This window comes from Maribellus mangrovi (genome assembly GCF_037646455.1).
Lineage (GTDB): Bacteria > Bacteroidota > Bacteroidia > Bacteroidales > Prolixibacteraceae > Draconibacterium > Draconibacterium mangrovi_A.
The window spans coordinates 507,569-531,835 of record NZ_JBBIXN010000002.1 but is presented as its reverse complement, the minus strand read 5'-3'; the positions used below and the strand labels follow the sequence as shown (position 1 = coordinate 531,835).

General features: G+C 42.0%; 19 protein-coding genes. 15 read left to right on the top strand and 4 right to left on the bottom strand.

Annotated features, from left to right (window positions below):
- Positions 1-17 precede the first annotated feature (17 nt).
- From WFY05_RS10265 to WFY05_RS10250, 4 genes are all read right to left on the bottom strand, one after another.
- Complete coding sequence (locus WFY05_RS10265; protein ID WP_340112744.1) at positions 18-497, bottom strand: DUF456 domain-containing protein; 480 nt, start codon at positions 495-497, stop codon at positions 18-20.
- Positions 498-569: 72 nt separating this feature from the next.
- A complete protein-coding gene (locus WFY05_RS10260; RefSeq protein ID WP_340112743.1) occupies positions 570-1,394 on the bottom strand; it encodes a CPBP family intramembrane glutamic endopeptidase in 825 nt (274 codons plus the stop codon).
- A gap of 54 nt (positions 1,395-1,448) precedes the next feature.
- Complete coding sequence (locus WFY05_RS10255; RefSeq protein WP_340112742.1) at positions 1,449-1,958, bottom strand: GtrA family protein; 510 nt, start codon at positions 1,956-1,958, stop codon at positions 1,449-1,451.
- A gap of 112 nt (positions 1,959-2,070) precedes the next feature.
- The gene (locus tag WFY05_RS10250) at positions 2,071-3,441 is read right to left on the bottom strand and encodes a C1 family peptidase (protein WP_340112741.1); all 1,371 of its coding nucleotides are present in this window, start codon (positions 3,439-3,441) and stop codon (positions 2,071-2,073) included.
- Positions 3,442-4,260: 819 nt separating this feature from the next.
- Here WFY05_RS10250 and WFY05_RS10245 point away from each other — a divergent pair.
- The 15 genes from WFY05_RS10245 (at position 4,261) to WFY05_RS10175 (ending at position 24,214) form a co-directional block, all read left to right on the top strand.
- Positions 4,261-8,538 carry a hybrid sensor histidine kinase/response regulator transcription factor gene (locus WFY05_RS10245; protein ID WP_340112740.1) on the top strand — a complete coding sequence of 1,426 codons (4,278 nt, stop codon included), beginning with the start codon at positions 4,261-4,263 and terminating at the stop codon, positions 8,536-8,538.
- Positions 8,539-8,681: 143 nt separating this feature from the next.
- Entirely contained in the window at positions 8,682-9,065 is a 384-nt protein-coding gene (locus WFY05_RS10240) for a helix-turn-helix domain-containing protein (protein WP_340112739.1), read from the top strand.
- 279 nt (positions 9,066-9,344) lie between these two features.
- The gene (locus tag WFY05_RS10235; RefSeq protein WP_340112738.1) at positions 9,345-10,826 is read left to right on the top strand and encodes a metal-dependent hydrolase family protein; all 1,482 of its coding nucleotides are present in this window, start codon (positions 9,345-9,347) and stop codon (positions 10,824-10,826) included.
- 48 nt (positions 10,827-10,874) lie between these two features.
- Positions 10,875-12,341, top strand: a complete 1,467-nt coding sequence (locus tag WFY05_RS10230) for a metal-dependent hydrolase family protein (protein ID WP_340112737.1) — start codon at positions 10,875-10,877, stop codon at positions 12,339-12,341.
- Positions 12,342-12,348: 7 nt separating this feature from the next.
- Positions 12,349-13,692, top strand: coding sequence for a metal-dependent hydrolase family protein (locus WFY05_RS10225; protein ID WP_340112736.1), 1,344 nt, complete (start codon positions 12,349-12,351; stop codon positions 13,690-13,692).
- 55 nt (positions 13,693-13,747) lie between these two features.
- The gene (locus tag WFY05_RS10220) at positions 13,748-14,962 is read left to right on the top strand and encodes a CaiB/BaiF CoA transferase family protein (protein ID WP_340112735.1); all 1,215 of its coding nucleotides are present in this window, start codon (positions 13,748-13,750) and stop codon (positions 14,960-14,962) included.
- Positions 14,963-15,006: 44 nt separating this feature from the next.
- On the top strand, positions 15,007-15,465 hold the full coding sequence (locus WFY05_RS10215; RefSeq protein WP_340112734.1) for a MaoC/PaaZ C-terminal domain-containing protein: 459 nt from the start codon (positions 15,007-15,009) through the stop codon (positions 15,463-15,465).
- A 20-nt stretch (positions 15,466-15,485) separates the two neighbouring features.
- Positions 15,486-17,072, top strand: coding sequence for a class I adenylate-forming enzyme family protein (locus WFY05_RS10210; protein ID WP_340112733.1), 1,587 nt, complete (start codon positions 15,486-15,488; stop codon positions 17,070-17,072).
- A 38-nt stretch (positions 17,073-17,110) separates the two neighbouring features.
- Positions 17,111-17,887 (top strand): enoyl-CoA hydratase-related protein, encoded by a 777-nt coding sequence (locus WFY05_RS10205; RefSeq protein ID WP_340112732.1) that lies wholly within the window; start codon positions 17,111-17,113, stop codon positions 17,885-17,887.
- 23 nt (positions 17,888-17,910) lie between these two features.
- Positions 17,911-18,972 carry an AI-2E family transporter gene (locus WFY05_RS10200; RefSeq protein WP_340112731.1) on the top strand — a complete coding sequence of 354 codons (1,062 nt, stop codon included), beginning with the start codon at positions 17,911-17,913 and terminating at the stop codon, positions 18,970-18,972.
- 25 nt (positions 18,973-18,997) lie between these two features.
- On the top strand, positions 18,998-19,753 hold the full coding sequence (locus WFY05_RS10195) for an enoyl-CoA hydratase/isomerase family protein (protein ID WP_340112730.1): 756 nt from the start codon (positions 18,998-19,000) through the stop codon (positions 19,751-19,753).
- Between the two features lie 61 nt (positions 19,754-19,814).
- Entirely contained in the window at positions 19,815-20,447 is a 633-nt protein-coding gene (locus tag WFY05_RS10190) for a MarC family protein (protein WP_340112729.1), read from the top strand.
- A 325-nt stretch (positions 20,448-20,772) separates the two neighbouring features.
- Positions 20,773-21,093 carry a helix-turn-helix transcriptional regulator gene (locus WFY05_RS10185; protein WP_340112727.1) on the top strand — a complete coding sequence of 107 codons (321 nt, stop codon included), beginning with the start codon at positions 20,773-20,775 and terminating at the stop codon, positions 21,091-21,093.
- 270 nt (positions 21,094-21,363) lie between these two features.
- Complete coding sequence (locus tag WFY05_RS10180) at positions 21,364-22,833, top strand: metal-dependent hydrolase family protein (protein ID WP_340112726.1); 1,470 nt, start codon at positions 21,364-21,366, stop codon at positions 22,831-22,833.
- A gap of 7 nt (positions 22,834-22,840) precedes the next feature.
- Positions 22,841-24,214 carry a serine hydrolase domain-containing protein gene (locus tag WFY05_RS10175; RefSeq protein WP_340112725.1) on the top strand — a complete coding sequence of 458 codons (1,374 nt, stop codon included), beginning with the start codon at positions 22,841-22,843 and terminating at the stop codon, positions 24,212-24,214.
- The last annotated feature ends 53 nt before the right edge of the window (positions 24,215-24,267 follow it).

The window sequence follows — 24,267 nt, the reverse complement described above, 5'->3', positions numbered from 1 at the left end:
TTAAGATCCTTACTTTACTAAACGATTAACTCTTTAAAAAAGTGCCAGGTCATTAATCCCGAGGTGATTAATTTTAAAAGTGTTCCGAGCAAAAATCCTATAAACGATCCAAAGCCTGATTTTATGGCCACACCGTGATCTTTTCCTGAAGTCAGTTCTCCGATTACCGCACCCAAAAATGGCCCGATGATTATGCCAAAAGGCGGGAAGAAAAACAAGCCGATCACCAAGCCGATAACACTGCCCCAAACCCCACGTTTGCTGCCGCCAAAACGTTTTGTTCCCCATGCAGGAATAATGTAATCGAGTGCGTAAACCACTACCGTAGCAATGGCCCAGAGAATAAGAAAGCGACTGGAAAACTGGTAGCGTTCGGTAAAATGCAAAAGAAGTAATCCGATATAACTTAGAGGAGGCCCGGGAATTACCGGCAGCACGCATCCCAGTATTCCACTGATGATAAAAATAACTCCCAATCCAATCAATACATAATCCATTGCAGGCTTGTTTAAATTTTAAAATTCAAAAATAGTTTTTTGGAAGGAGCGAATTGAGACTTTTCGGTAAACTTACGATTTTTTTCGATTTCTGCGCAACCAGGGAATGCTTGTAAAATACATCAGAATAATTGAAAGCCCCATTATAAAGGCGCTAAACGCAAGCAATTTGGGTCTTTCCATGAGGTAAATAGGATGTTCGTGCATTTGGTCGTAATAAGAAACGGCCAGTAAAACGAGTGTATTGTTGATTGAATGTCCGATGATGGCTGCCAGAATATTGTTGGTGCGCAACATCAGCCAGCCAAGTAAAAGTCCAAGAACAAAGGTTGCCGGCATTTGCCAGGGATTGAGGTGGAATAGTGAAAACAGCAGCGCCGACATAACAACCGCAACAAATCCATTGTAATTCTTTCGGAAGCCATTAAAGATCAGTCCCCGGAAAATCAACTCCTCAACAACAGGAGCAATCACTGCCACTTTTAGGAAAATTCCCGTAAAACCGTAATCTCCTTCAAATATCTTGTTAAACAATTCCCAAAACCACGGCGGAGGAGGTAACACTTTTGCGACCCATTCATTCACTAGGTCGAGAAAATTATGTGCACCCCACAGAAATGCAATTATCGGGATAAAAATCAGTGGATTAAAAAGTTTGAAGGGAAAAATATCAAGCACAGGTTCCTTCGATTTTTTAATACCGTAGATTAAAATAAAAAGTACCGAGCCCACACCGAGAACAATTTTTTTTATTGGATTGTACAGGTATTCGGTATCCTTGTAATAATCGATAAGTGCCAATGGAAAATCCACCAGGGTTTGAATAAAGATGTACAAAATAACCAGGTGGATGCCCTTTAAAATGGTGGGATAATATTTTTGCTGATAATTTTCCATACGCATATTAAAGATAGCTAAATAGCGTAAAGTTCAAATCAAAGCCCATAAATTTTATCCGGCGATTTCTTGTCGGGCAGTTTGAAAGGTAAAGTAGCGTTGAGCGAGATAACTGTATATAACAACAAGAATTGTGGTAATAACTTTTGAGAGTGGTGCGTACCAGCCAAAATATTCGACAAACATTTTCAGGAAAACGTAATTCAGCAAAATAGAACCGCCTACCGAAAGCAGGTAACGGAACAACTGGATGCGTCCTTTTAATATGGAAGCCGTAAATGTAACGTATTTTGCCAGAAAAAATCCGGTGGAAAATGTGATTGGAAAAACAAAGAGAAACGCTGCAATGTGCCCGCTGATGGCAACAAATCCCAAATCAACGATCTGCCCCTTAAGAATAAACTGATAAACAATGAAGTAAAGTATAATATCGAGCAGGGTGTTGGCGCCACCGGTTGCTGCATAGCGAAAGATCTCGCGCGGAATAAATTGCAGGAAGGAAAAATAGAACGTGTCTACAATCCTGATGATAATGCTCCCGATTTTTTCAAAAAGATTTCGCACAAGCTTATAGCTAAATATTTTGAGCGAACAAAGAAAAGAAAACTATTTCAAAAAACATATTTGAAGCTGTAAGGATCCGATCCCTTCAAAAGGATCGGATCCTTCTTTCACCTTAAAACATGGGATCCCAAGGTGGTAGCATTTCAGTCTCCTCTCCATAAATATCGAGAACCTCCCGGCTGATGTATTTTTTATTTACAACAATGCGAAACATGTATTCATTGAACCAGTCATCGGTGAAAGTGAGGTAGCCTTTTTCCCCGGCTTTTTCGCCCCAACTGTTTTCGAATTGCCATTTTAGCGGTTTTTCGTTCTCGTCCACTTCAACAGCAATTAAGGCCATTCCGTGGCTCGAACCGGTTTCTTTGGTTTGGATACGCTCTTTCTTGTCCATTCCAAAAGTTACATTGTATACCGCTTCGTAGTTAAAGTTATCCACGTCGAGCACGCCAAAATCGCGGCGCAATTGTTTACCCACATCGCACGATGTGTACATCGCCTCGTTATTTTTTATCGATTCGATGCAGAATTGCTTGATCACATCATTCGGAAGGTTCACGTAATGCCAGTTTTCGCCTTCCTGTACGTTGCGGTAATTTTCCACTTCGTAGTGTTTCAAGTAAGGGCGCGAAGGATCGTTCATCAGCATTACATAATCGCTCAGCGGAGTTTCGCCCATAATTTCTTCCATAAATGAAAGTGGTGTATACGAAAGGTTTTTCGAAAGAATTCCGTTTTTGTCTTCGTAACGATATTTAAAAATAACCGGTGGTTCACCCAGGTTAAGCACCAACATACGATAAACCACGCCCAGCATTTCAATCTTCCGGGCCTCTATTTGCTCATCGTTTTTGCCTTCGTTTTTCATATCGCGCAATTCGAGTGCCTGTTCGCGCAATTTTCGTTTGAGCAATTTGGTCATCCAGGCCGTGTTCTCGCTCGAATAGGTTTCTTCCATGGCTTCCCTTGGGACCATTCCGTATTTGTTGGCGAGGTTTACAAAATTGATCCACTGGCCTCCATCGTCAACAGGAGACTGAAAATACCAACGTACTTTTTCATCGTCGAAACCACGGTCGGCAGTAGCAACAATATTATTCAGAAATAAATTCGATTTCTCAAGCAAATCATAGAAATAAAGGTAGTTCTCCGAAAATTCGAAGGATGATACATTAAAATGCCGCATGGCTGCCGGACGAAAAATATTCAGTGAGGTAAATAACCAGCAACGTCCCGAACTTTTTTGGTCGGTAATTCCCGACACATCAACCCGGTAAGTAAAATAATGATCGTTGCTACCTTCATTTTCCCGGCTCCATGCCAGGTCAGTAATCGGGTTCGATGATAAGGCATTCTGCATTGCCTCAGAGTAATTATCTTTTACAAAACCTGAACGGATCTTTTCCAGATCTTGCTGATCGATGCTTTGCGCCATTCCAACAAACGGAAGTGCCAGAACAACGAGTAATAGCCAATTCTTCATTGTATAAATTTTTGATGTTATTTTAGAATTTGCTCAAAATTAGAAAATATACAACAGTCGGGAAATTTTATCACTATAGAATAGATAAAGGCCCAAGATTTAAGTCCTTATCTATAATGCCGGAGGTTTTCGACGACTCTTTTTTTCAGACTGCTGCTTTTTGTTTTCCATTCGTTTCAGGCGCGAAGCTTTGGTAGGCTTTGTTGTTATACGCCGCTTCGCCGGGGTAAGTGCTTTTTTAATCAGTTCGAAAAATAGTGCAGTAACTTTTTGACGGTTTCGTAGTTGGCTTCGTTCGGTTTCATATGTCAAGATTAATTCACCATCTGAATTTATCCGGTTTTTAAGTTTACGGATCAGAATACTTTTTTTGCTTTCAGAAAATACGGCAGAGTGGGGAATCGAAAACCGCAGTTCGACACGCGTGTTTACCTTGTTAACGTTTTAGACAGTTTAAACAGCTTTGGTGCAGGGATTAATAGATTTGCCATGGGCTCTTTGTCGACAATCTTGATTCTGTCGGATTTATGCCAGTACCCCCTGCTTGTAAGGCATAATCTCAACAATACGGAACATTTTGAAATATCATCTATTTGAAATCGATTTTGGAATTCTATCATGATTTTTTGATTTTAACGTATTCTCTTTAAAAAGGAAGTTTCTTTCAAATATGCAATTATACCACAACATCAAACCCAAAATAGTAGAAATGCAAACGGTTCTACTCATTAGTTTTAACAGAATTGAAATGTTTTTCTAAAACATTAGTTTTACTTTTAGTCTTTTCAACTCGGGTATAACACCATTATGAAATTTCAAATGCGTAGAATCAAGCATTTTATTATAATAGTTATTATTTTTTTGGGTTTGCCGACCTTTACCCATGGAAACGATACCATATCGTTTTCAGCAGCTCCGTCAGATAAATTTTCAGAGCTGAATACGCTGAACGATGGGTTTGCCACGCTCCACATGGACCAGGTTTTTGTTGACGCGAAAGGTAGAATGTGGATAAATCCAACTGTCGGAGATGCAAAAGATTTACGCCTGTCATTTTTCGAATACGACGGTACACAGAGTCTTTTTTATGAATTAAAACCAAATTGGCTCACTGAAGAAAACATGGTCCCGGTTTGGTACCTTCTTGGACTCACGCCCGATGGATTTCTCTTTGGTGCGAATCGTCAAAACAATATCCTGTTTTACTGGCATCCCGACACACGAGAACAATTCTTCTTCAAGCTTGAAAATGGATTAAAGATGCTGAATATGGCTTCCGATCCAAATGGAGGTATTCTTGTTCTTCTTTTAGATGAAGAAAATGGTACCTATATCGTAACGCGGCTTTATCAGGAAACAAAAATGGACGTAGCATCTATCCAACTGAATTTTGATGATGATATATTGCCGGTCAGCCCGGGTTCGTTGGCACATCCTTTTGAGGTTAAGGGCGAATGGGCCTGGTTCTTTCATCAACGAAAAGGATTGGTTAAACTGAACACGAATAAACAGACTATAGTTTTTAAAGCCTGGAATGAATTTGAGAACATCCCACCTGTTAATAAAGATGTACTGGATGTACATCATAAAGAATTTGTTTGGAAACTGATTGATAAAAATAACGATGAAATTCTATTGTACCTGGGGTATCAAAATGGTTTTTTCAACTTAAACAACAGCTCCCATCAACTTAGTGTTGCAACACAACTGGATGCATTATTGCTAAAAGATAGAGGAGAAAATTCCTTTCTCGGCGTCTATTTTGCCAAAGATTTAGAGAACAACCTTCTAATAGCATCAGGATATTTTGACCCCTGGGTAAATTACAAAAAAGTAAACAACCTTCAATCTGTATTAATAGATAAGAAAGGCAATTGGTTCAACTACACTTCGCTTGTTCATAAAATGATTGATCAATCCTGGAATTCCGATTTTGCATTTGACGGGAAATTTTTTAGTGCAGATTTTCAACAGGAGATTGGCTCGACAGTTACGGAAAGGGGAATGAAGTTGTTGACTTTAAATCCTGATTTGGAAATAAATTCAATAAAGCACGTGAAAGGATACAAATTACTTTCCATGTTGCAAATAGACAGCACACATGTATTGATTAATACAAACCTGCAGGTACTCCGCTATAGCGAGGAATATACCGAAAGGCAGACCAAGGTCTATCGGCTGATAAAAGATGGGTATCATATTAAAACTAAGGATTATTCTTCAGTTGTAAAAAGAAACAATAAAATTTGGATGTCGGCACGGTTTTACCTCAAAAACAGAACAGGTTTGCAATGGTACGATCCGGCTACAGATACCACCGATCATATTCCCACAGAAATAGTTTTTGAGAAGTTTGCCTTTATCAGCGATAAAGAAGTTGCCTTGTTTGAGGATAACGGAGACTTTACAAATCTCGGAAATCTACATGTTTTCAATATCGAAACAAAAACGATGCGACCTTTTCTGTCTGAAAATGTACCGTTTACGATTGGGGCAACAGTGAATGACATTTATCAACCGGAAGATAGTATTTTATGGATTGGTGCACAGAACGGATTGTGGCAGATCGATTTCAAAAGAGGCAAGATACAGCACTATAACCAGGATGAAAACTTAAAAAACGCCAACATTATCTGTATTAATGAAGCTAAAGACAGTGTACTTTGGTTAGGTAGCGGCACATTAGGTATTTTTATATTGGATAAACCACGCCATTCCATCAAGCAAATTTCCATTGCCAACGGATTGTCGAACAACACCGTTGCCGGTATTCTTACTGACGATCATTTGAACAGATGGGTTTCCACTTCTTATGGAATAACCGTATTAAATCCGGAAGGAAAAATCTTGTTTTATTTAAAGCAATCAGATGATTTAATCAGCAACCAGTTTAACGAAAACTCTTGTCTGAAGTTATACGACGGGAAAATGGCTTTTGGAAGCGATGATGGACTTAGTGTTCTGAATCCCAATCACATCCTTCAACTATTTTCAAAAAAGAAAAGTAATAAAATCTATTTGACCGGATTAAAATATTACGACAAAAAGAAAAAGGAGAATGTTGTGAGACAGGGGGCGTATAATAGCACTGATTTTCTTCAAATTCCTGCTGCTCACAACTATATAAACATTGATTTTGCAATTTCAAGTTATATAAATCTGCAGCAGCAAACCTACAGTTACCGATTACTCCCTTTTTCCGAATCGAATGAACAAGATGTGTCAATTGAATGGATAAACCTTGGATCAGAATCACAGGTTACGATCAACAACCTGCCTCCCGGAGAATTCATCGTTCAGGTTCGTGGTGCTGATGAGCATTCAATTCAGGTTGATGCTCCATTGGAAATACCAATAAACGTGCACGATTTATTCTATCGTACCTGGTGGTTTTATTTGTTAAGTGCATTCACTGTTCTCATGATTGCTTTTATATGGATCAGAAGAATTATTTCGGAGAAAATACGTCTTGAATTGGAGGTAGAACGGCGAACGATACAAATTCAGGAAGATAAAGCTACTATTGAGTTCCAAGCTGAAAAACTCCAGGAACTCGACCAGGCCAAATCGCGTTTTTTTACCAATATTTCACACGAATTTCGTACTCCGCTTACTGTCATCCTGGGAATGGCAGGGCAAATAAAAGAACAAACCAGAATCAAAAAATTAATTCAACGAAATGCACAGGTATTGTTACGCCTGATTAACCAGATTCTGGAACTAAGGAAATTGGAGAACGTTGGTGCTGAAGCCCTTTTGATTCAGGGAGATGTAGTTGCATTTATCCGAAACATTGTAGAATCCTTTCACTCCTTAGCCGATGACAGAGGCGTGTTATTAAAGTTCGAACCGCAATACGAGGAACTTGTATTGGATTACGATTCCGAAAAATTACTTCACATCGTATCGAATTTGCTCACCAATGCAATTAAGTTTACTCCCGATGCAGGCGAGGTGAAAATCATTGTTGAAGCCCCAAAAGATGAGAATTCTTCAGTTTATCAAATTTCAATCTCCGATACCGGAACAGGGATTCCCGAAGAAAAACTTCCACATATTTTTGATCGCTTTTACCAGGTGGATGATGAATTAAGCCGAACGGGAAGTGGCACCGGTATTGGTTTGGCTTTAGTAAAGGAATTGGTTAAGCTCTTAGGCGGAGAAATAAGCGTTGAAAGCAAACTGAATAGAGGTACTGCTTTTAAAGTGCAACTTCCTTTTACCCAAAATGCCGAATTAGCAGAAGATACCCGGAACGTAACCCCGGATTTCATTGACGCGAATGAGGAACTTTCCGAACTAACTGCTCTGGAAAAAGTGAATGGTGAAGAATTACCAACTCTACTGATTGTTGAAGATAATAGGGATGTGGCAGAATATTTATCCACTTGCCTGGAAGAAAAATATAAGTTGTTATATGCCGTCGATGGTCAGGAAGGGATCGACATGGCTCTTGAACATGTTCCGGATATTATTCTGAGCGATGTTATGATGCCCAAAGTGGATGGATTTACGCTTTGCAACAGCTTAAAAACAGATATTAAAACCAGTCACATTCCAATTGTTCTGTTAACGGCAAAAGCCGATATCGATTCACGGATTCTTGGTTTACAACGTGGAGCAGATGCCTATTTGGCGAAGCCGTTTAATGAAAAAGAATTGGAGGTTCAGCTTCAAAATCTGCTACAGTTGCGCATTCAATTACAACAGCGCTACGCGAACACCGAAAATCTGGAGCCCAGCGAGGATGTTGCCATTCAACAGGAAGACGAATTTGTAATTCGTGTTCGTGAAGCAATACTCGAAAACATGGACCAGGACAACTTCGGAGTTCCTGAGCTCTGTAAAATACTTTTTATGAGTCGCACCCAGCTTCACAATAAGCTCAAATCGCTCACCAATAAGTCTACTTCTCATTTTATTCGTTTGATTCGCCTGGAAAAAGCCTGTCAACTTCTGCGGGAATCGGATTTAAATATCAGCCAGGTTTCGCTGGAAGTTGGTATTGAAAGTCTGCCGTATTTTTCAAGAATTTTTACAGAACATACCGGCCTATCTCCGAACAAATACCGCGAAAAATACCATTTAGAACAATAGGTTAAGCAAATGGAACAATAGGTTAAACCCCTGACATATCGCATCTTGTATATTTACAGGTCGATTAATCTTTATGATCTAACAACAAGATACTGTAATTATGTTTCGAAGCAATTTTATGCGATCGTCAAAACCATATTGAATTGACGAATCAAAAAAACAAATCATCCAACGAAATTCGTACTGTTAAACATGATGATGAATTTATTGTACGAATACGCCAAATCATACTGGAAAATATGAAAGCAGAGGGATTTGGTGTTCGAATGTTGTGTAAAATAAGCTTTATGAGCCGAACTCAATTACACATCAAAATGAAATCAATAACCGGGCGTTCAACTTCTCATTATATAAAGTTTGTTAGAATACAAAAAGCCTGTCAGCTTTTGCTGGAAACCAACCTGAACATTACGCAAATTGCAATAGAGGTAGGTGTCGACAGCCTACCTTATTTTTCACGAATATTCAGAACAGAAACAGGCTTCAGTCCACACAATTACCGGGGAAAAATCCGATCGGAACAATAGGTTAAATATTCGGAACAATAAGTAAAACTGTGCATCCATCTTATTCGGAGATTTGTAGAACGAAAAGCAATAATTCTGTGAAAATAGGATATTGTCATAATAGGTTTAATCACATGGGAATAAAACATTTGTTTATTTATTGATTTGCGATCTGAATTTTTGTAACTTTTATTAATCGAATGATTATGAGTCCATTAAATTCGTTTTTTTAGTATCTCAAGACTGCCAAATACTGCAGAAATAATAATAATCGACATTATAAACTTTAATTACCCAACAATGAAAAAAACAGTATTTATTCTAATTGCTTGCTTGATAATTGGTTCATCACTTGTTAAAGCACAATCAGGGACCTCTGGTCAAGTAGACGATAATGTAGTTCTAATTAAAAACGTCAACATCTTCGATGGTGAAAACGAGAAATTACTGGAAGGCTACGATGTTCTTGTGGTGAAAAACCTGATCAAAAAGATCGACAAGAATATCCAAATTGCAAGTTCCTACGAAATTGATGTAAAAACCGGTGGATTAAAAGTACAACAAGGAGCTCATGCCAATGATTTTTCCGTATCCGGCGATCAGACCGTAATGGTTTACGAACCCGAAAAGGATGTAAAGAAAGAGGTTACCGTAAAAGTTATTGATGGAGGTGGCCGTACATTAATTCCGGGCCTGATTGATGCCCACTGGCATACTACCTACGCGTCTACGCCTGCTACTATTCTTTTAATGAACCAGGGAGATATGCCCGAAGTGGCTATTCTTAGTATGACTGCAGCAGAAGAAACACTATTACGTGGATTTACTACTGTAAGAGACATGGGCGGAAACTGCTTTGCTATTAAAAAGTTGATCGATTCGGGACAATATCCGGGTCATCGTATTCTTCCATCAGGTCCTTTTATGAGTCCGACTGCCGGTCATGCCGACCATTACAAAGTTCCGACTGAAACTCCAAGAGATAAACGTTTCCTGAACTATTGGGAACAGAATATGATGGCCATGACTTCTGACGGGGTTGATGAGGTTCGGCTTCGTACCAGGGACATTTTAAAATACGGTGCTACACAAATTAAAATCTGTACCGGTGGTGGAGTGTCTTCTTTGTATGATCCACTGGATGTTAGTGAATATTCGATGGATGAAGTGAAAGCAGCAGTAGAAGAAGCTACGAACTACAACACTTACCTGGCATCGCATGTAATGACCGACCGGGGAGTTCGTGCCTCTGTAGAGGCTGGTGTAATGAGTATTGAACACGGATTTTTTGCATCAAGAGAAACGTTGGAATTGATGAAAGAAAAAGGAGCCTGGCTGAGTCCTCAACCCATGAAACCGGAAGATATGGTTTGGGCCAATCCCATAAGCGCAGCCAAATACAAGCAGGTAACCGATGCTGTTGCTGCCCTGTATCCAATGGCTAAAGAAGTAGGCGTTAACCTCGCTTTTGGAACTGACCAGTTACTTGATGCATCAAAAGCACACCAGCAAAGCGATTACCTGGTTCGTCTGGGCGAATGGTTTACTCCTTACGAAACGCTAAGAAAAGCCACATCAGAAAATGCCCGGTTTTTAGAATTGAGCGGCCCACGCCACCCTTACCAGGAAGGACCACTTGGAGTAGTGAAAGAAGGAGCTTATGCCGACTTGATCATAGTTGATGGCAATCCTCTTGAAAACCTGGAATTGGTTGGAGATCCGGGTAAAAACTTTGTGCTGATTATGAAGGACGGTAGAGTCTATAAAAATACTATAGAATAATCGGTTTTAGAATCCTATCAGTAGGTACTAAATTATAAATAGCTAACAATGAAAAAAACAGCATCTTTTATTCTTTCAGCAATCATGCTGCTAGCCGTGAGTTTTATGGCTCATGCGCAAGATGAAGAAGTTACCTTAATTACCAATGTCAACATCTTCGATGGAGTAAACGAAAAGCTACTTGAAGGTTACGATGTTCTTGTGGTGAAAAATCTGATCAAGAAGATCGACAAAGACATCAAAATTGCAGAATCGTACGAGATTGATGTAAAAACCGGTGGATTGAAAGCCAGGCCAGGTGGATACCTTTCTGATATGACTCCTCAAAGCGAAAATAATATTGTGATGGTTTATGAGCTTGAAAAGAATGTAAAGAAAGAGGTAAAGGTGGTCGTTATTGATGGAGAAGGCCGCACGTTAATCCCGGGCTTAATAGATGCCCACTGGCACATGGCCCTGGCCGAGCTACCTATGACATTTATCTTAACCGGAGATGCTTTTGAGGTCGGAATAAGAAGTGCCATTGCCGCCCCAAAAACCTTAATGCGTGGCTTTACTACAGTTCGGGATATGGGCGGAAATGTATTCAGTATCAAAAGGTTGATTGATGAAGGAGTAGTGGTTGGCCCGCGTATTTTACCTTCCGGTCCAATGATCAGCCAAACGGGTGGACATTTTGACTATAGACTTATCAATCAAATACCAGATAGACTTGGCAATATGACCTACTGGGAAGAGGTAGGAATGACAGCAATTGCAGATGGTGAGGCCGATGCGCGCAAGCGAGCCCGGGAAGCTTTTATGTTAGGAGCTTCTCAGGTTAAAATTGCTGGTGGCGGAGGTGTGGCATCTAGCTACGACCCAATCGATGTACGCCAATATTCACTTGAAGAAATGAAAGCTATTGTGGATGCTGCAAAAAGCTACAACAGTTATGTAGCAGCCCATATTTTTACCGACGATGCTATTCAAACTGCCGTAAAAGCCGGAGTTAAAAGCATCGAACATGGTATGCTAATGGGCCGCGAGACCCTTCAAATGATGAAGGACAATGATGTATGGTTAAGTACCCAGCCCATATTGAATGATGAGGATGCGGAAGAATTTCCTAATCCTGAATCAAACAGGAAGTTTACAGAGGTAACAAAAGGTACAGACAACGTCTACAAGCTTGCGAAAGAAATTGGAGTGAAAATGGCATTTGGAACAGACTTATTTATGGGTGCAGAGGCTGCAGCCAAACAGGGAAAGTTGCTTGCCAAGCTTGATCGTTGGTTTACTCCGTATGAGACATTAAAGATGGCAACTTCAAATAATGCAGAGCTGCTGAAGCTATCAGGGCCACGCCACCCTTACCAAAAAGGAGAGTTGGGCGTGATCAAGGAAGGAGCTTATGCCGACCTGCTTATCGTAGATGGAAATCCGTTGGAAGATCTAAGCCTGGTCGCTGATCCTGAAAAGAATTTTGTGGTAATCATGAAAGACGGAAAAGTCTACAAAAACACTTTAAAGTAAATTAGTCATGAAAAAGATAAACCTTATCATTCGGATGTTTGTGGCGATGATCCTTTTTAGTGGATTCACTTTTGCCCAAACACCGGAAAAGCAAATCTTAATTACAAATGCCAAAATCTTCGACGGAACGAATAAGTTGGTAGAAGGAAAAGATGTGCTCATTCGGGGCAACAAGATCGTGCAGATTGCTGAAGGGATCATGATTACGCAAGACGAGAATTCCCAAATCATCGATGCCACAGGCATGACGCTGATTCCCGGGCTTACCGATGCGCACTGGCACACGATGCATGCCCACATTGCAAGTATGCAAATCCTTGTGAATGACATTGGCTATCTGACACTGGCAGGCGCAGAAGCCGCCGAAGCAACACTGATGCGGGGCTTTACTACTGTCCGCGATGTTGGAGGTCCGGTTTTTGGAATCAAGAAGATGATCGACGAGGGAAGATATCTGGGGCCTCGAATCTATGCTTCAGGTGCTTATATAACGCAAACCTCCGGCCATGGAGATATGCGCTTTCCAACGGTGATGACAAGGAAAGACGGAAGAGAACTTCTCGATGGGGAAATGATGGGGTGGACAAAGATCGCAGACGGTGTTCCCCAAGTGATAAGACGGGTGCGTGAGAATTTAATGGCCGGTGCCACTCAGATCAAGGTCATGGCAGGGGGAGGCGTGGCTTCACTCAGCGACCCGCTGGATGTAAGGCAATATACGCTGGATGAAATGAAGGCTGCAGTGGAAGTGGCTGATACCTGGAATACCTATGTATGTGTGCACGCCTATTCAGATGTTGCGGTCCGCGGAGCCCTGGCAGCGGGCGTCCAATCTATTGAGCACGGACAGATGATAACGGAAGAAACCGCAAAACTGATTAAGGAACATGACGCATGGCTTTGCTTGCAACCCTTGCTGAATGATGAAGATGCCGTTCCATTTCCGGAAGGATCTTTTGAACAACAAAAATTCCTGCAAATGACTGCCGGCACGGAGAAAGCCTATGAGTTGGCCAGTAAGTATGATTTGAAGGTTGCCTTTGGCTCCGATTTGCAAAACGGTGCAGCAATTGCTGCCACACAGGGGAAAGCACTGGCAAAACTCAAAAGGTGGTATGAGCCATGGGAGGTGTTAAAAATGGCCACCAGCACCAATTACGAGCTCTTCAAAATGTGTGGACCCCGGGATCCGTATCCCGGAGAGAATGGCGTGATCAAGGAGGGTGCGTTGGCTGATTTACTCCTGGTCGACGGCAATCCGCTCGAAAACCTCGATTTGATCGCCGATCCTGGAAAGAACTTCAAGGTAATAATGAAGGACGGAAAAGTGTATAAGAACACTTTAGAATAACTGGTTTAAGAATGGTATCAGTAGGTATCAAATTATGAATTTAAAATAGCTAACAATGAAAAAAATTTTAGAAGGAATCAAAGTAATTGAAGTCGCGTCGATGGCTGCGGCACCAAATGCAACGGTGATCCTTGCGGATCTCGGGGCAGAAGTGATCAAGATTGAACCGCTAAGCGGCGATCCCTGGCGCTATGGGCATTTAACACCTGGATTACCACCAAGTAAAGTTGCCTGGACAACATACATTCAGAACCGTACCAAGAAGTCGGTGGCACTGAACCTGAAGGAACCAAAGGCACAGGAAGCCTTGTTTAAACTGGCGGCTACGGCCGATGTCTTTCTGACTAACTCCCCCTATCCGGTACAGAAAAGTCTTAAGCACACCTATGCAGACATTAAGGCGGTTAATCCTAAAATCGTTTATGCCTCAATCAACGGCTTCGGCCAGGAAGGTCCCGATAAGAATTCGCCGGGCTTTGATGCCACCGCATGGTATGCAAGAACCGGGATTATGGAAGAACTGCGACCTAAGGACGGAGCCCCTGTACCTTTACCCGTTGGGTTGGGTGACCTGGGTACGGCATCAACCCTCGCCGGTGCAGTATTGGGAGGACTTTTCCACCGCGAGCGTACAGGTTTGGGCGCTGAAGTTTCTACTTCGTTGATGCATAATGGATTGTGGGCAAACTCCTGCATGACGCAGGCTGCCCTGGTTGGCACACCGCCCATGCCAAAATACCACATCGAAGAGTGGCCGAACCCGGTATCCGGTGGCCGTTTCAGAACTAAAGACGGCCGTTACATCATAATCATGGAAATAAATCCCAACAATATCGGGAATCTTCGGGATGCCTTCGGTGCGGATCACCTGAAGGGGGATGAGCGTTTCGCAACTCCGCAGGCGCGTCTCCAGAATGCCAGGGCACTTTTCGATGAAATGCAGGGTATTGTTGAGAAATATGATCTTGCTGATGTAAGAAAACGCCTGAGTGAATTTGGCGTGAATTACAGCGTGGCGCAAACAACTGAGGAATGTACACGCGACGAACATATGATTGCAAATGGCTGCTTCCCTGAAGTTGAAGGCGCAGATGGTATTCGCACTGTCGACAGCCCGATGCAGATTAATAGCGAGGGCTATGAGAGAGTGAAACCACAAGCACCACCGGCTGTTGGCGAACATACCATAGCTGAACTTACAGCACTCGGATACAGCGAGGACGATCTTAAGGCGTTAGCTGAAGCTCGTGTAATAGGCTTACCCAGATAGTAGAAATACACCAATAAAAAATGCAATAATAAATATTTAAAATTATGAGTAACGAATATAAATTTTTCGAAGATTTTAAAATTGAAGAGTCTTATATGACTGCTGGCAGAACAATAACGGAAACCGATATTGTGATGCACGCCATGCATTCTGGTGACTTCATGCCGCACCATATCGATGAGGAATTTGCAAAATCACAGCCGATCAAACACCGAATTGCGCACGGAAACCTGACGTTCGTCTTCAGTACGGGGCTGATTTTTCAGACTGCGGGAATGAATCCCAACGTCATGAACTATGGCTATGGTAAGATCCGCTACCCTGGTATTGTCTACATCGGAGATACAATCAAAACCGAGGTCAAGGTCGTAGACAAGAAAGATGCCAAGCAACCTACCCACGGTGTTTTGACGCAGACCGAGACGACGACAAACCAACGTGGCGAGACGGTGTGCTATGTCGAGCACATGCTCTACGTGACCAAACGGAATCCCAAAGCGTAAAATTGAATTGAAGTATAACGATGAAGACAATCGATATGGGATACAATATATTAAAATCATTTCATGGCATGGATGTCATCTGGCTTTTAGACCAATGGGTTGAGCGTCAGCCAGACAAGACATTTGTAATTTGGGCACCATTTGAAGGCGAAGAGCGTCGGTGGACTTATGCTGAATTAGCAGGCTACGCCAAACAATTCGGTGCAGGATTACACGCCCGGGGTGTCAGAAGTGGGGATTTTGTTCTTATTCATTCTAATAATTCGCCCTATTTCCTGACAGCCTGGTTTGGCTGTGCTTATGTCGGTGCTGTCCCTGTAACCATCAATATCCGGTCGGTTGCCGAAAATATTAAGTATTTCGCTGAAGTGATGGAGCCGGTATATGTCATTACACAGCCTCACTTTGCCAGAATGGTGCAGAAAGCCTGTGGTAAAGGGCCTAAAATGATTGTTACCGGTGAGGCAACCAACGAAGATGAAATGAAGGGTGTAGATGCCGAATCCTTTACCTCTGTATTTTCAGATATGCCTTTGCCTGCATTGCCACCAGATCCTAAAAAGAATTTTGCTGTACAATTCACGTCGGGTACAACATCCCGCCCAAAACCTACTGTCTGGACAAACGCCAATGCGCTCTGGGGTAGTAAATCCATGTCAATGAATTTGCGGCTAAGACGTGATGATGTTACGCTGATAAACATGCCACTTTTTCATGCGAATGCCCAGATTACTTTGCTTACAGCGCTGTGGTCGGGAGGAACGATTGTTGTGCATCCCCGCTTCTCTGCATCGCGGTTTTGGGATGCCTGCGCGAAGTATGGTGTTACCTGGATCTCGATGATTCCCTTTGCATTTAAAGCATTGAAAGGCCGGCCTGTACCGAAACATAAGGTTCGGTTACTGGTAGGGCTGGAGCGTCTGCCTGAGGCAGAAAAGGAGTTTGGTGCAAAAACACTGGCCTTCTGGGGAATGACAGAAACAGTTACGGCATGTATCATAACCGATGCTGATATTTCGGGTCCTGCCGGTACAATGGGACGACCGACACCATTCTATGGAGTTGAAGTTCGCAAGAAAGATGGTACTCCGGCAAAACCCGGCGAGGAAGGTCGGCTCTATATCAGAGGCGAAAAAGGTGTAACACTCTTCAAAGAATATTATAAGCATCCTGAAGCGACCCAAAAAGCTTTTGATGAAAGCGGAGCTCTCGATACAGGAGACCTGGTACGTATCGATAAAGACGGTTGGATGTACTTCGTCAATCGTGAAAAGGATATGCTTCGTGTTGGTGGAGAGAATGTGGCAGCATTGGAAATTGAACAGGCAATTTTTGAAACCGGATACGTGCTGGAATGTGCGGTAGTGGCTCAGAAACACTACATGCTGGGTGATGTTCCTGCTGCCTTTATCTCGTTAACCGAATCGGGCAAAGCACAAAATATCGAGGAACTCAAAGACAAGATTGTTTCTCACTGTCGAAAGCAATTGGCTGATTTTAAGGTGCCCCGGTCAGTACATATTGTCGACGATTTTCCTCGTTCAACCCTGGATCGGATAGCTAAAAGTAAACTGAGAGAACAGTTGCCTTCAATAGAATCCGATTAATGTGTGTAGTAAAAATTGACAACCATAAATAGCTTTAAATGAAAGAATATAAATATATGAAAACCGAGCGTCAGGGAAATGTTGGAATTGTAACTTTCAACCGCCCTGAGGCCTTGAATGCACTTAACGAGCAAGTGGAAACAGAAGTTACCGATGCTTTGCTGGAATTTGATGCAGACAATAGCATTGGCTGTATGATCCTTGCCGGTGGCGAAAAGGCATTCTGTGCCGGAGCCGATTTAAAATGGATTGCTTCACAGGATTTTGAGAGCGCCTATCTTACTGATCTGGCAGCCTATATGGACAAAGTTGCGGAACTGCGTAAGCCTGTTATTGCAGCGGTGAGAGGTTATGCCTTTGGGGGCGGTACCGAAATATCGCTTATGTGTGATATGATTATCGCAGATACAACCGCAAAATTTGGCTTGACTGAAGTAGGCTTAGGTGTTATTCCCGGAGGTGGTGGCCCGGCCCGTTTGGCTGCTGCAGTTGGAAAAGCAAAAGCAATGTATTATGTATTGACCGGCAAACCTTTTAGTGCCGAAGAAGCCGAGCGAATAGGTATGATTACAAAGGTTGTTGAAGATGGTCAGCTAATGGATGAAGCGCTGAAGGTTGCAACAACCATTGCCAATAATCCACGCTTAGCAGTTTTGGCCGGTAAGGAAGCTGTAAACCAACAGGTAGAAACCCCTCTTATTCCGGCATTGAAAGTGGCCCGCCGACTTTTCCACGGGATGTTTAGTACTCCCGATCAAAAAGAAGGCATGACAGCCTTTGCCGAGAAACGAAAGCCCAATTATCATAAGTATTAAAACGCTTTAAAAATTTAATCAAGATGGATAATAATCAACAAATTAACCAGAAAACACAATATGTAATTGAAATTGCAATTCGCTTAGGTTTTCTTGCCTTGCTGGTTGCGTGGTGTTTGCAACTACTTTACCCATTTGCAGGAGTCGTTGTATGGGCTCTGATTTTGGCTTTGGCCACAGCCCCAATTTATAACATGCTAAACCGATGGCTTGGAGATAAACCTTCACTGTCTGCTGCATTGCTCGTGATAGTTGGTTTAATTGTTATTATTATACCCTCCTGGCTGTTTTTCGACTCTTTCTTAGCAGGAATTAATCAGCTGGAAGCCAGTATGGAAGCCGGCTCCCTGGTAGTCCCTCCTCCCAGCCCGAAAGTGGCTGATTGGCCATTGTTTGGCGACGAAATTTATGGATTTTGGGCTCAGGCAGCGTCAAATCTCGATGATTTTCTGATTCGGTACGATGATCAGGTTAATAAAATGGCTATAGGTCTGGTAAATGGCGTAGCTAATATGGGAGGGAGTGTTCTCCAGTTAATTCTGTCAACGATTATTGCCGGTGTTTTACTGGCAACAAAAGGTACGGCAGATTTTACACAAAGATTCTTTTATAAGCTGGTTGGCTCCACCGCTGATGAATTTGCAAATATTGTAACTACTACCGTACAAAATGTTCTGAGAGGGGTAGTTGGTGTAGCACTGATTCAAGCCTTACTGGTGGGAATCGGATTTCTTCTTGCAGGTGTACCTTACGCAGGGCTTTGGACACTCTTGGTTTTTGTTTTGGCAATTCTTCAGCTGCCTGTTCTGCTACTAATAATATTTGTTATCATCTGGTTATTCTCCGTAATGAACCCATTGCCTGCGGTACTCTGGACCATATATCTGTTACTGGCGGGCGCATCAGACAATGTGTTAAAACCAATATTGTTAGGGAAAGGAGCTGCTGTTCCTATGGTAGTAATTTTCCTTGGTGTGATCGGTGGTTTTATGCTGTCCGGGTTCATCGGTTTGTTTACCGGTGCTATTATCATATCGCTTGGCTATAAGTTGTTTATAGCATGGATAAATAAAGACAAAATCTAAAAAATAATATTTAAAATAATAAAAGATGAAAAAAGTAATTGTTGAAAAAAAAGGTGGAATTGTTTACGTTAAAATTAACCGCCCTGAAGTATTGAACGCATGTGATGGTGATACCTATAACGCTATTGCTGATGCATGGGAAGATCTTGAAAATGACCCAAATTTACGAGTAGGAATTCTCAGTGGAGAAGGTCGTTCATTTTGTGTTGGTACCGATATTAAATGGGTTAAATCGCCCGAAGCTGAAGGCTTTGTAGATCGTTTGTACCCACGCATGCTTACCCTTACCAAACCTGTGATCGCAGCTATTCATGGTCACTGTAATGGGGGTGGTTTGGAACAGGTATTAGCCTGTGATATCAGAGTTGCTGCAGAAAATGCCCACTTTGGTTCAGGTGAAGTTCGATTGGGCTGGATTCCGGGAGGCTATGGAACTCAACGCTTACCACGTGTAATTCCATTAGGCAATGCGCTCGAATTATTATACACCGGTGGCCGCATTGATGGAACAGAGGCATATCGTTTAGGCCTCGTTAATCATTTGGTGCCCGAAGATCAATTAATGGCAACATGTGAAAAAATTGCCGGTGAGATTCTTAAGAGTGCTCCACTTGCTGTACAAAAAATGAAGGCTGTTGTTATGCAAGGGCTTGATATGCCTCTGACTCAGGCTGTCAGACTCGAAAAAGAGTACTTCGACTGGCTCATGCGGACCGAAGATTCGAAGGAAGGTGCTCTGGCTTTCGCCGAAAAACGAGCTCCAAACTGGAAGGCTAAATAAAATTTAGTTCCCGGCAAATTTGTAATCATTTTAAAAATAGTAATAACTAAACAGTATAAAAATGGAAATTGGAATATTAGATATAATAGTACTCCTTCTTATCTTAATGGGACCGCTTAAACCAGCGATTGTTTTTGTAACACTTACCGCTAAGTCTGATGCCAAGTTTAGGCGGCGAGTTGCACTTAAAACCGTAGTTACTGCAACCGTTGTTGCCGTGTTATTTGTGCTTGCAGGTGAATTCCTCCTAAATGCCTTCCATGTATCTCTTCCGGCCCTTAAAATGGCAGGCGGATTAATTTTACTGCTTTATGCCCTTGAAATGGTGATAGGTGGCGATTCAAAAAAAGATGATGTAAAAGAAGATATAGAGGTTTCTTCTGATATAGCAGTATTTCCACTCGCCATGCCATTAATGGCAACTCCCCAGGCTTTGGTTGCACTTACCACCGTTACAGCATCAAAGCCGGAAACATCGGAGTTACTATTGATAGTAGGATTAATTTTCGGTGTTATGATCCTCAATTTTTTCTTTTTACTGGGAGCCAATAAAATATTGGGAGCAATTGGGCCGGCGGCACTTAAAGTAGTATCCGTAATAGTGGGATTACTTCTTGCAGCTTTAGCCATTCAGTTAATGATTTGGGGGCTTACCGATTTAGGTGTATTGGAAGCGCTGGATGCTGCCCATTAAATTATCCGGAGCAGGGCAGTGGGATTGAAATTTAGCTGCAATGCAATGGAAAGGTTTACAAGAACACGTTGAAATAATAAAACAAAATCACATGAAAAAATATCCTTGTAATTACTGTAAACCCTTCAGGTGAAGCATCTTGTGTGTTTACTTGTCGATTAAACTTCAGTATCTAACAGTATGATGCTGAAATAATAATTTAGAATCGATTTTATACAATCGCCAAAACGGTAAAGAATTGACAAATCTAAAAAACAAATCATCTAACGAAATTCGTACTGTCAAACATGATAATGAATTTATTGATCGAATTAGTCAAATCATCATGGAAAATATGAAAGAAGAGGGTTTTGGAGTAAGGAAGTTGTGTAAATTGGTTAGCATGAGCCGAACCCAATTGCACATTAAAATGAAATTGCTCACCAACCGCTCAACTTCTCACTATATAAGATTGATTAGGATAGAAAGAGCCTGCCAGCTTTTGCTGGAAACCAACCTGAACATTACGCAAATTGCAGTGGAGGTAGGTGTCGATAGCCTACCTTATTTTTCACGAATATTCAGAACAGAAACAGGCTTCAGTCCACACAACTACCGGGGAAAATTCGATCGGAACAATAGGTTAAACATTCGGAACAATAAGTAAAACTCGGTAATAATGTAATTCAGAAATTTGGAATCAGAAATAAATGGTTAGAACACGAATTAAATTAAATGACAACAAATAGGTTTACATATTAATAAGAACCACTAGTAATTATTTGTTAAGCAGATAAAAGGTTGTAGGTTTTTGTAACAAACAGGTTAATAGTTCATAAAGCAAAAATATCTAATCATTTGATCAATAAAAACAAGCCTTGAAAGGCTGCCAAATAAAACATATAATAAATAAAGTATAGAATTTAAATAGCTAACAATGAAAAAAACAGCAACTTTTATTTTTACAGCAATTATGCTGGTAGCCGTGAGTTTTATGGCTCATGCGCAAAATGAAGAAGTCACCTTAATTACCAATGTCAACATATTTGACGGCGAAAATGAGAAACTACTTGAAGGCTACGATATTCTCGTGGTTAAAAATTTGATAAAGAAGATCGATAAAGACATTAAAATTGCAGACAGCTATGAAATTGATGTAAAAACGGGTGGTTTAAAAGAAATGCCCGGAGCACACGCCCATGATTTGCAGGGAAGTGGCGATAAAGTAGTGGTGGTTTACGAACCGGAAAAAGAGATCAAAAAGGAAGTCAAAGTCAAAGTCATCGATGGTCAGGGGCGCACCCTGATTCCCGGACTAATTGACAACCACTGGCATACCATGATGAACTTTTGGCCTGTATCCAAAGTACTCAATGCGGACATTGGTTATCTAAGCCTTGCGGCTGCTGTATATTCTAAAGAAACACTTTTGCGTGGCTATACCACCGTACGCGATGTAGGCGGTCCGAGTTTTGGCGTGCATAAGGCTATTGAAACTGGTTTCATCGTTGGTCCGCGTATGTTTGTATCGGGCCCTTATATCTCTCAATCCTCGGGCCATGGAGATTTCAGAGGACCACTGGATGTTCCCACAAATCCGGGTGAGCCTCTTAGTTATAACGCAAGAACGGGATTTACCCTTATTGCTGACGGCGTGCCTGCAGTGATGATGCGGACTCGCGAAGCGCTGCGCCTGGGTGCAACCCAGGTCAAGGCGATGGCAGGGGGTGGTGTATCGTCCTTGTACGATCCGCTGGATGTTACTGAATACACCTTCGAAGAAGCGAAGGCGATATGTGATGTGGCTGCCACCTGGAATACTTATGTGGCCATTCACGCCAATACCGATGAAGCCATTCATATGTGGGTAGAAGCAGGTGCCAAGTCTGTTGAGCACGGCTTTTTTATTTCTGACGAGACAGCAAAGTTAATGGCTGAGAAAGGTGTATGGTGGAGCATGCAGGCGATGGATGCCTATGGTGAAGATGCTTTTGAATTTGAAAACCCTATCAGTAGTGCAAAATACATTGAATGTGTTTCCGGTCTTGAATCTGCCATGGCTGCCTGCAAAAAATACAATGTGAAAATAGCCTGGGGAACGGATATGCTTTTCGATCCTGTGCTAGCGGCCAAGCAAGGCAAGTTCCTCGCCAAAATGCAGAAATGGTTCACCCCATACGAAGTCTTGAAAATGGCAACGCACGACAATGCCGAATTAGTAGAAATGTGCGGTCCCCGAAATCCCTATCAGGAGGGTGAATTGGGTGTGATAAAAGAAGGTGCCTATGCCGACCTGATTGTAGTTGAAGGTAATCCTCTGGAAGATATAGACCTGGTTGCCGACCCGGAAAATAATTTTAAAGTGATTATGAAGGATGGAAAGGTTTACAAGAACACTTTAAAATAGATAAAACATGAAAAGTCTAAAAACAAATATTTTAAAAACTGCATTTGTAGTTGGTTTGGCGCTGAGTTCAAGCCTGTTGTATGGTCAGGATAATCCATTGGCGAAATACCTTGAAGTGCCGGGTGCTACGGTAACCCTGCCTATTAGCGCAGCTAAATCACCGTTTTCGCTCGAGTTTGCGCAACAAGCACAACAAAGCTTCGAAAATTTCCACTACCAAATGGGAGGCGACCATGCGGTGTATTATAATCTGCATCTGAGCGAGATGTTGCCAACCGCTACTTCTAAACCCAATGAGCTGTATAAGCCGCTGGAAAAAAGTCTTGATCCGGAAGTTGGCAATAAAGTAACTTTTCCGGTTAAGGAGGGCGAGTTGACCGTCAATGAATATGTGGTCCACCCAAATCATCGGGTACAGGGAGTCCTTATGATTCACAAAGGCAAAATCGTTTATGAAGCCTATCCCGGCATGAATCCTATGGACATGCATGCCTGGATGTCACCGGGTAAAACAACCGTCGGCTTGATTATGGCTCAGCTGGAAGCCGAGGGCAAAGTCGATATGCAAAAAGAAGTGGTGGATTACATCCCCGAGTTCAAAGGAACCAATTGGGACGGCATCAAAATGATCGATGCAGCCAATATGGCTACAGGACTCCAACTGGAAGAAACTCTGGACGCCATCATCAATCCATCTTCCATCATTGTAAAATTCTTTAGCGCTGAGTTTGGCGCAGCTAATCCTGAAACCGGGAAAGTAGATAGCTGGATGGATATTTTGAAGGATGCAGAAAAAATTGAAGGTGAAAAACCCGGAGAGGTCTTTCGTTATTCTTCAGCCGTTACTCAAATTTTTGTGGTGATTGCCGAGCGCATTGAGAACAAGACCTGGGCCAAACTATTTGAAGAAAGAGTCTGGGGTAAAATGACTGCCCGTCTCGACATGCAGCATCACCTGACACCCGATGGCACATCCGTAGCACATGGATTACTATCAACCACGCTTGAAGACTTTGGACGCTTTGGTATGTTGTTTACTCCCAGTTGGGATAAAGCAGCCGTAGCGCCTGTGGTTTCCCCGGCAGTATTGAAAAGATTACAAACCGCCGGAAACGTAGAAGCTTTTAGAAGAGGTGCAAAATTTAAAGGACTGACGGAAGATTTTGGGGAAGAACCGCTCATGAATTCTATGCAGTTTGATGCGGTATTTGAAGATGGAGCACTTTATAAGCACGGTAATGTTGGGCAGGGTATCTATATCGATCCGGCACGGGATTTTGTCGGGGTATATTTTTCTACCAACGGTTACATTCCTCCTTATGGCGAAGACAAGATGATGGGGTACTTAAGAAGAGCAGCAAAATATCTTGATGGCAAATAAATTCAAGGTGATTATGTAGGATTACATAGTGTATAAAAACACTTTGAATCAAT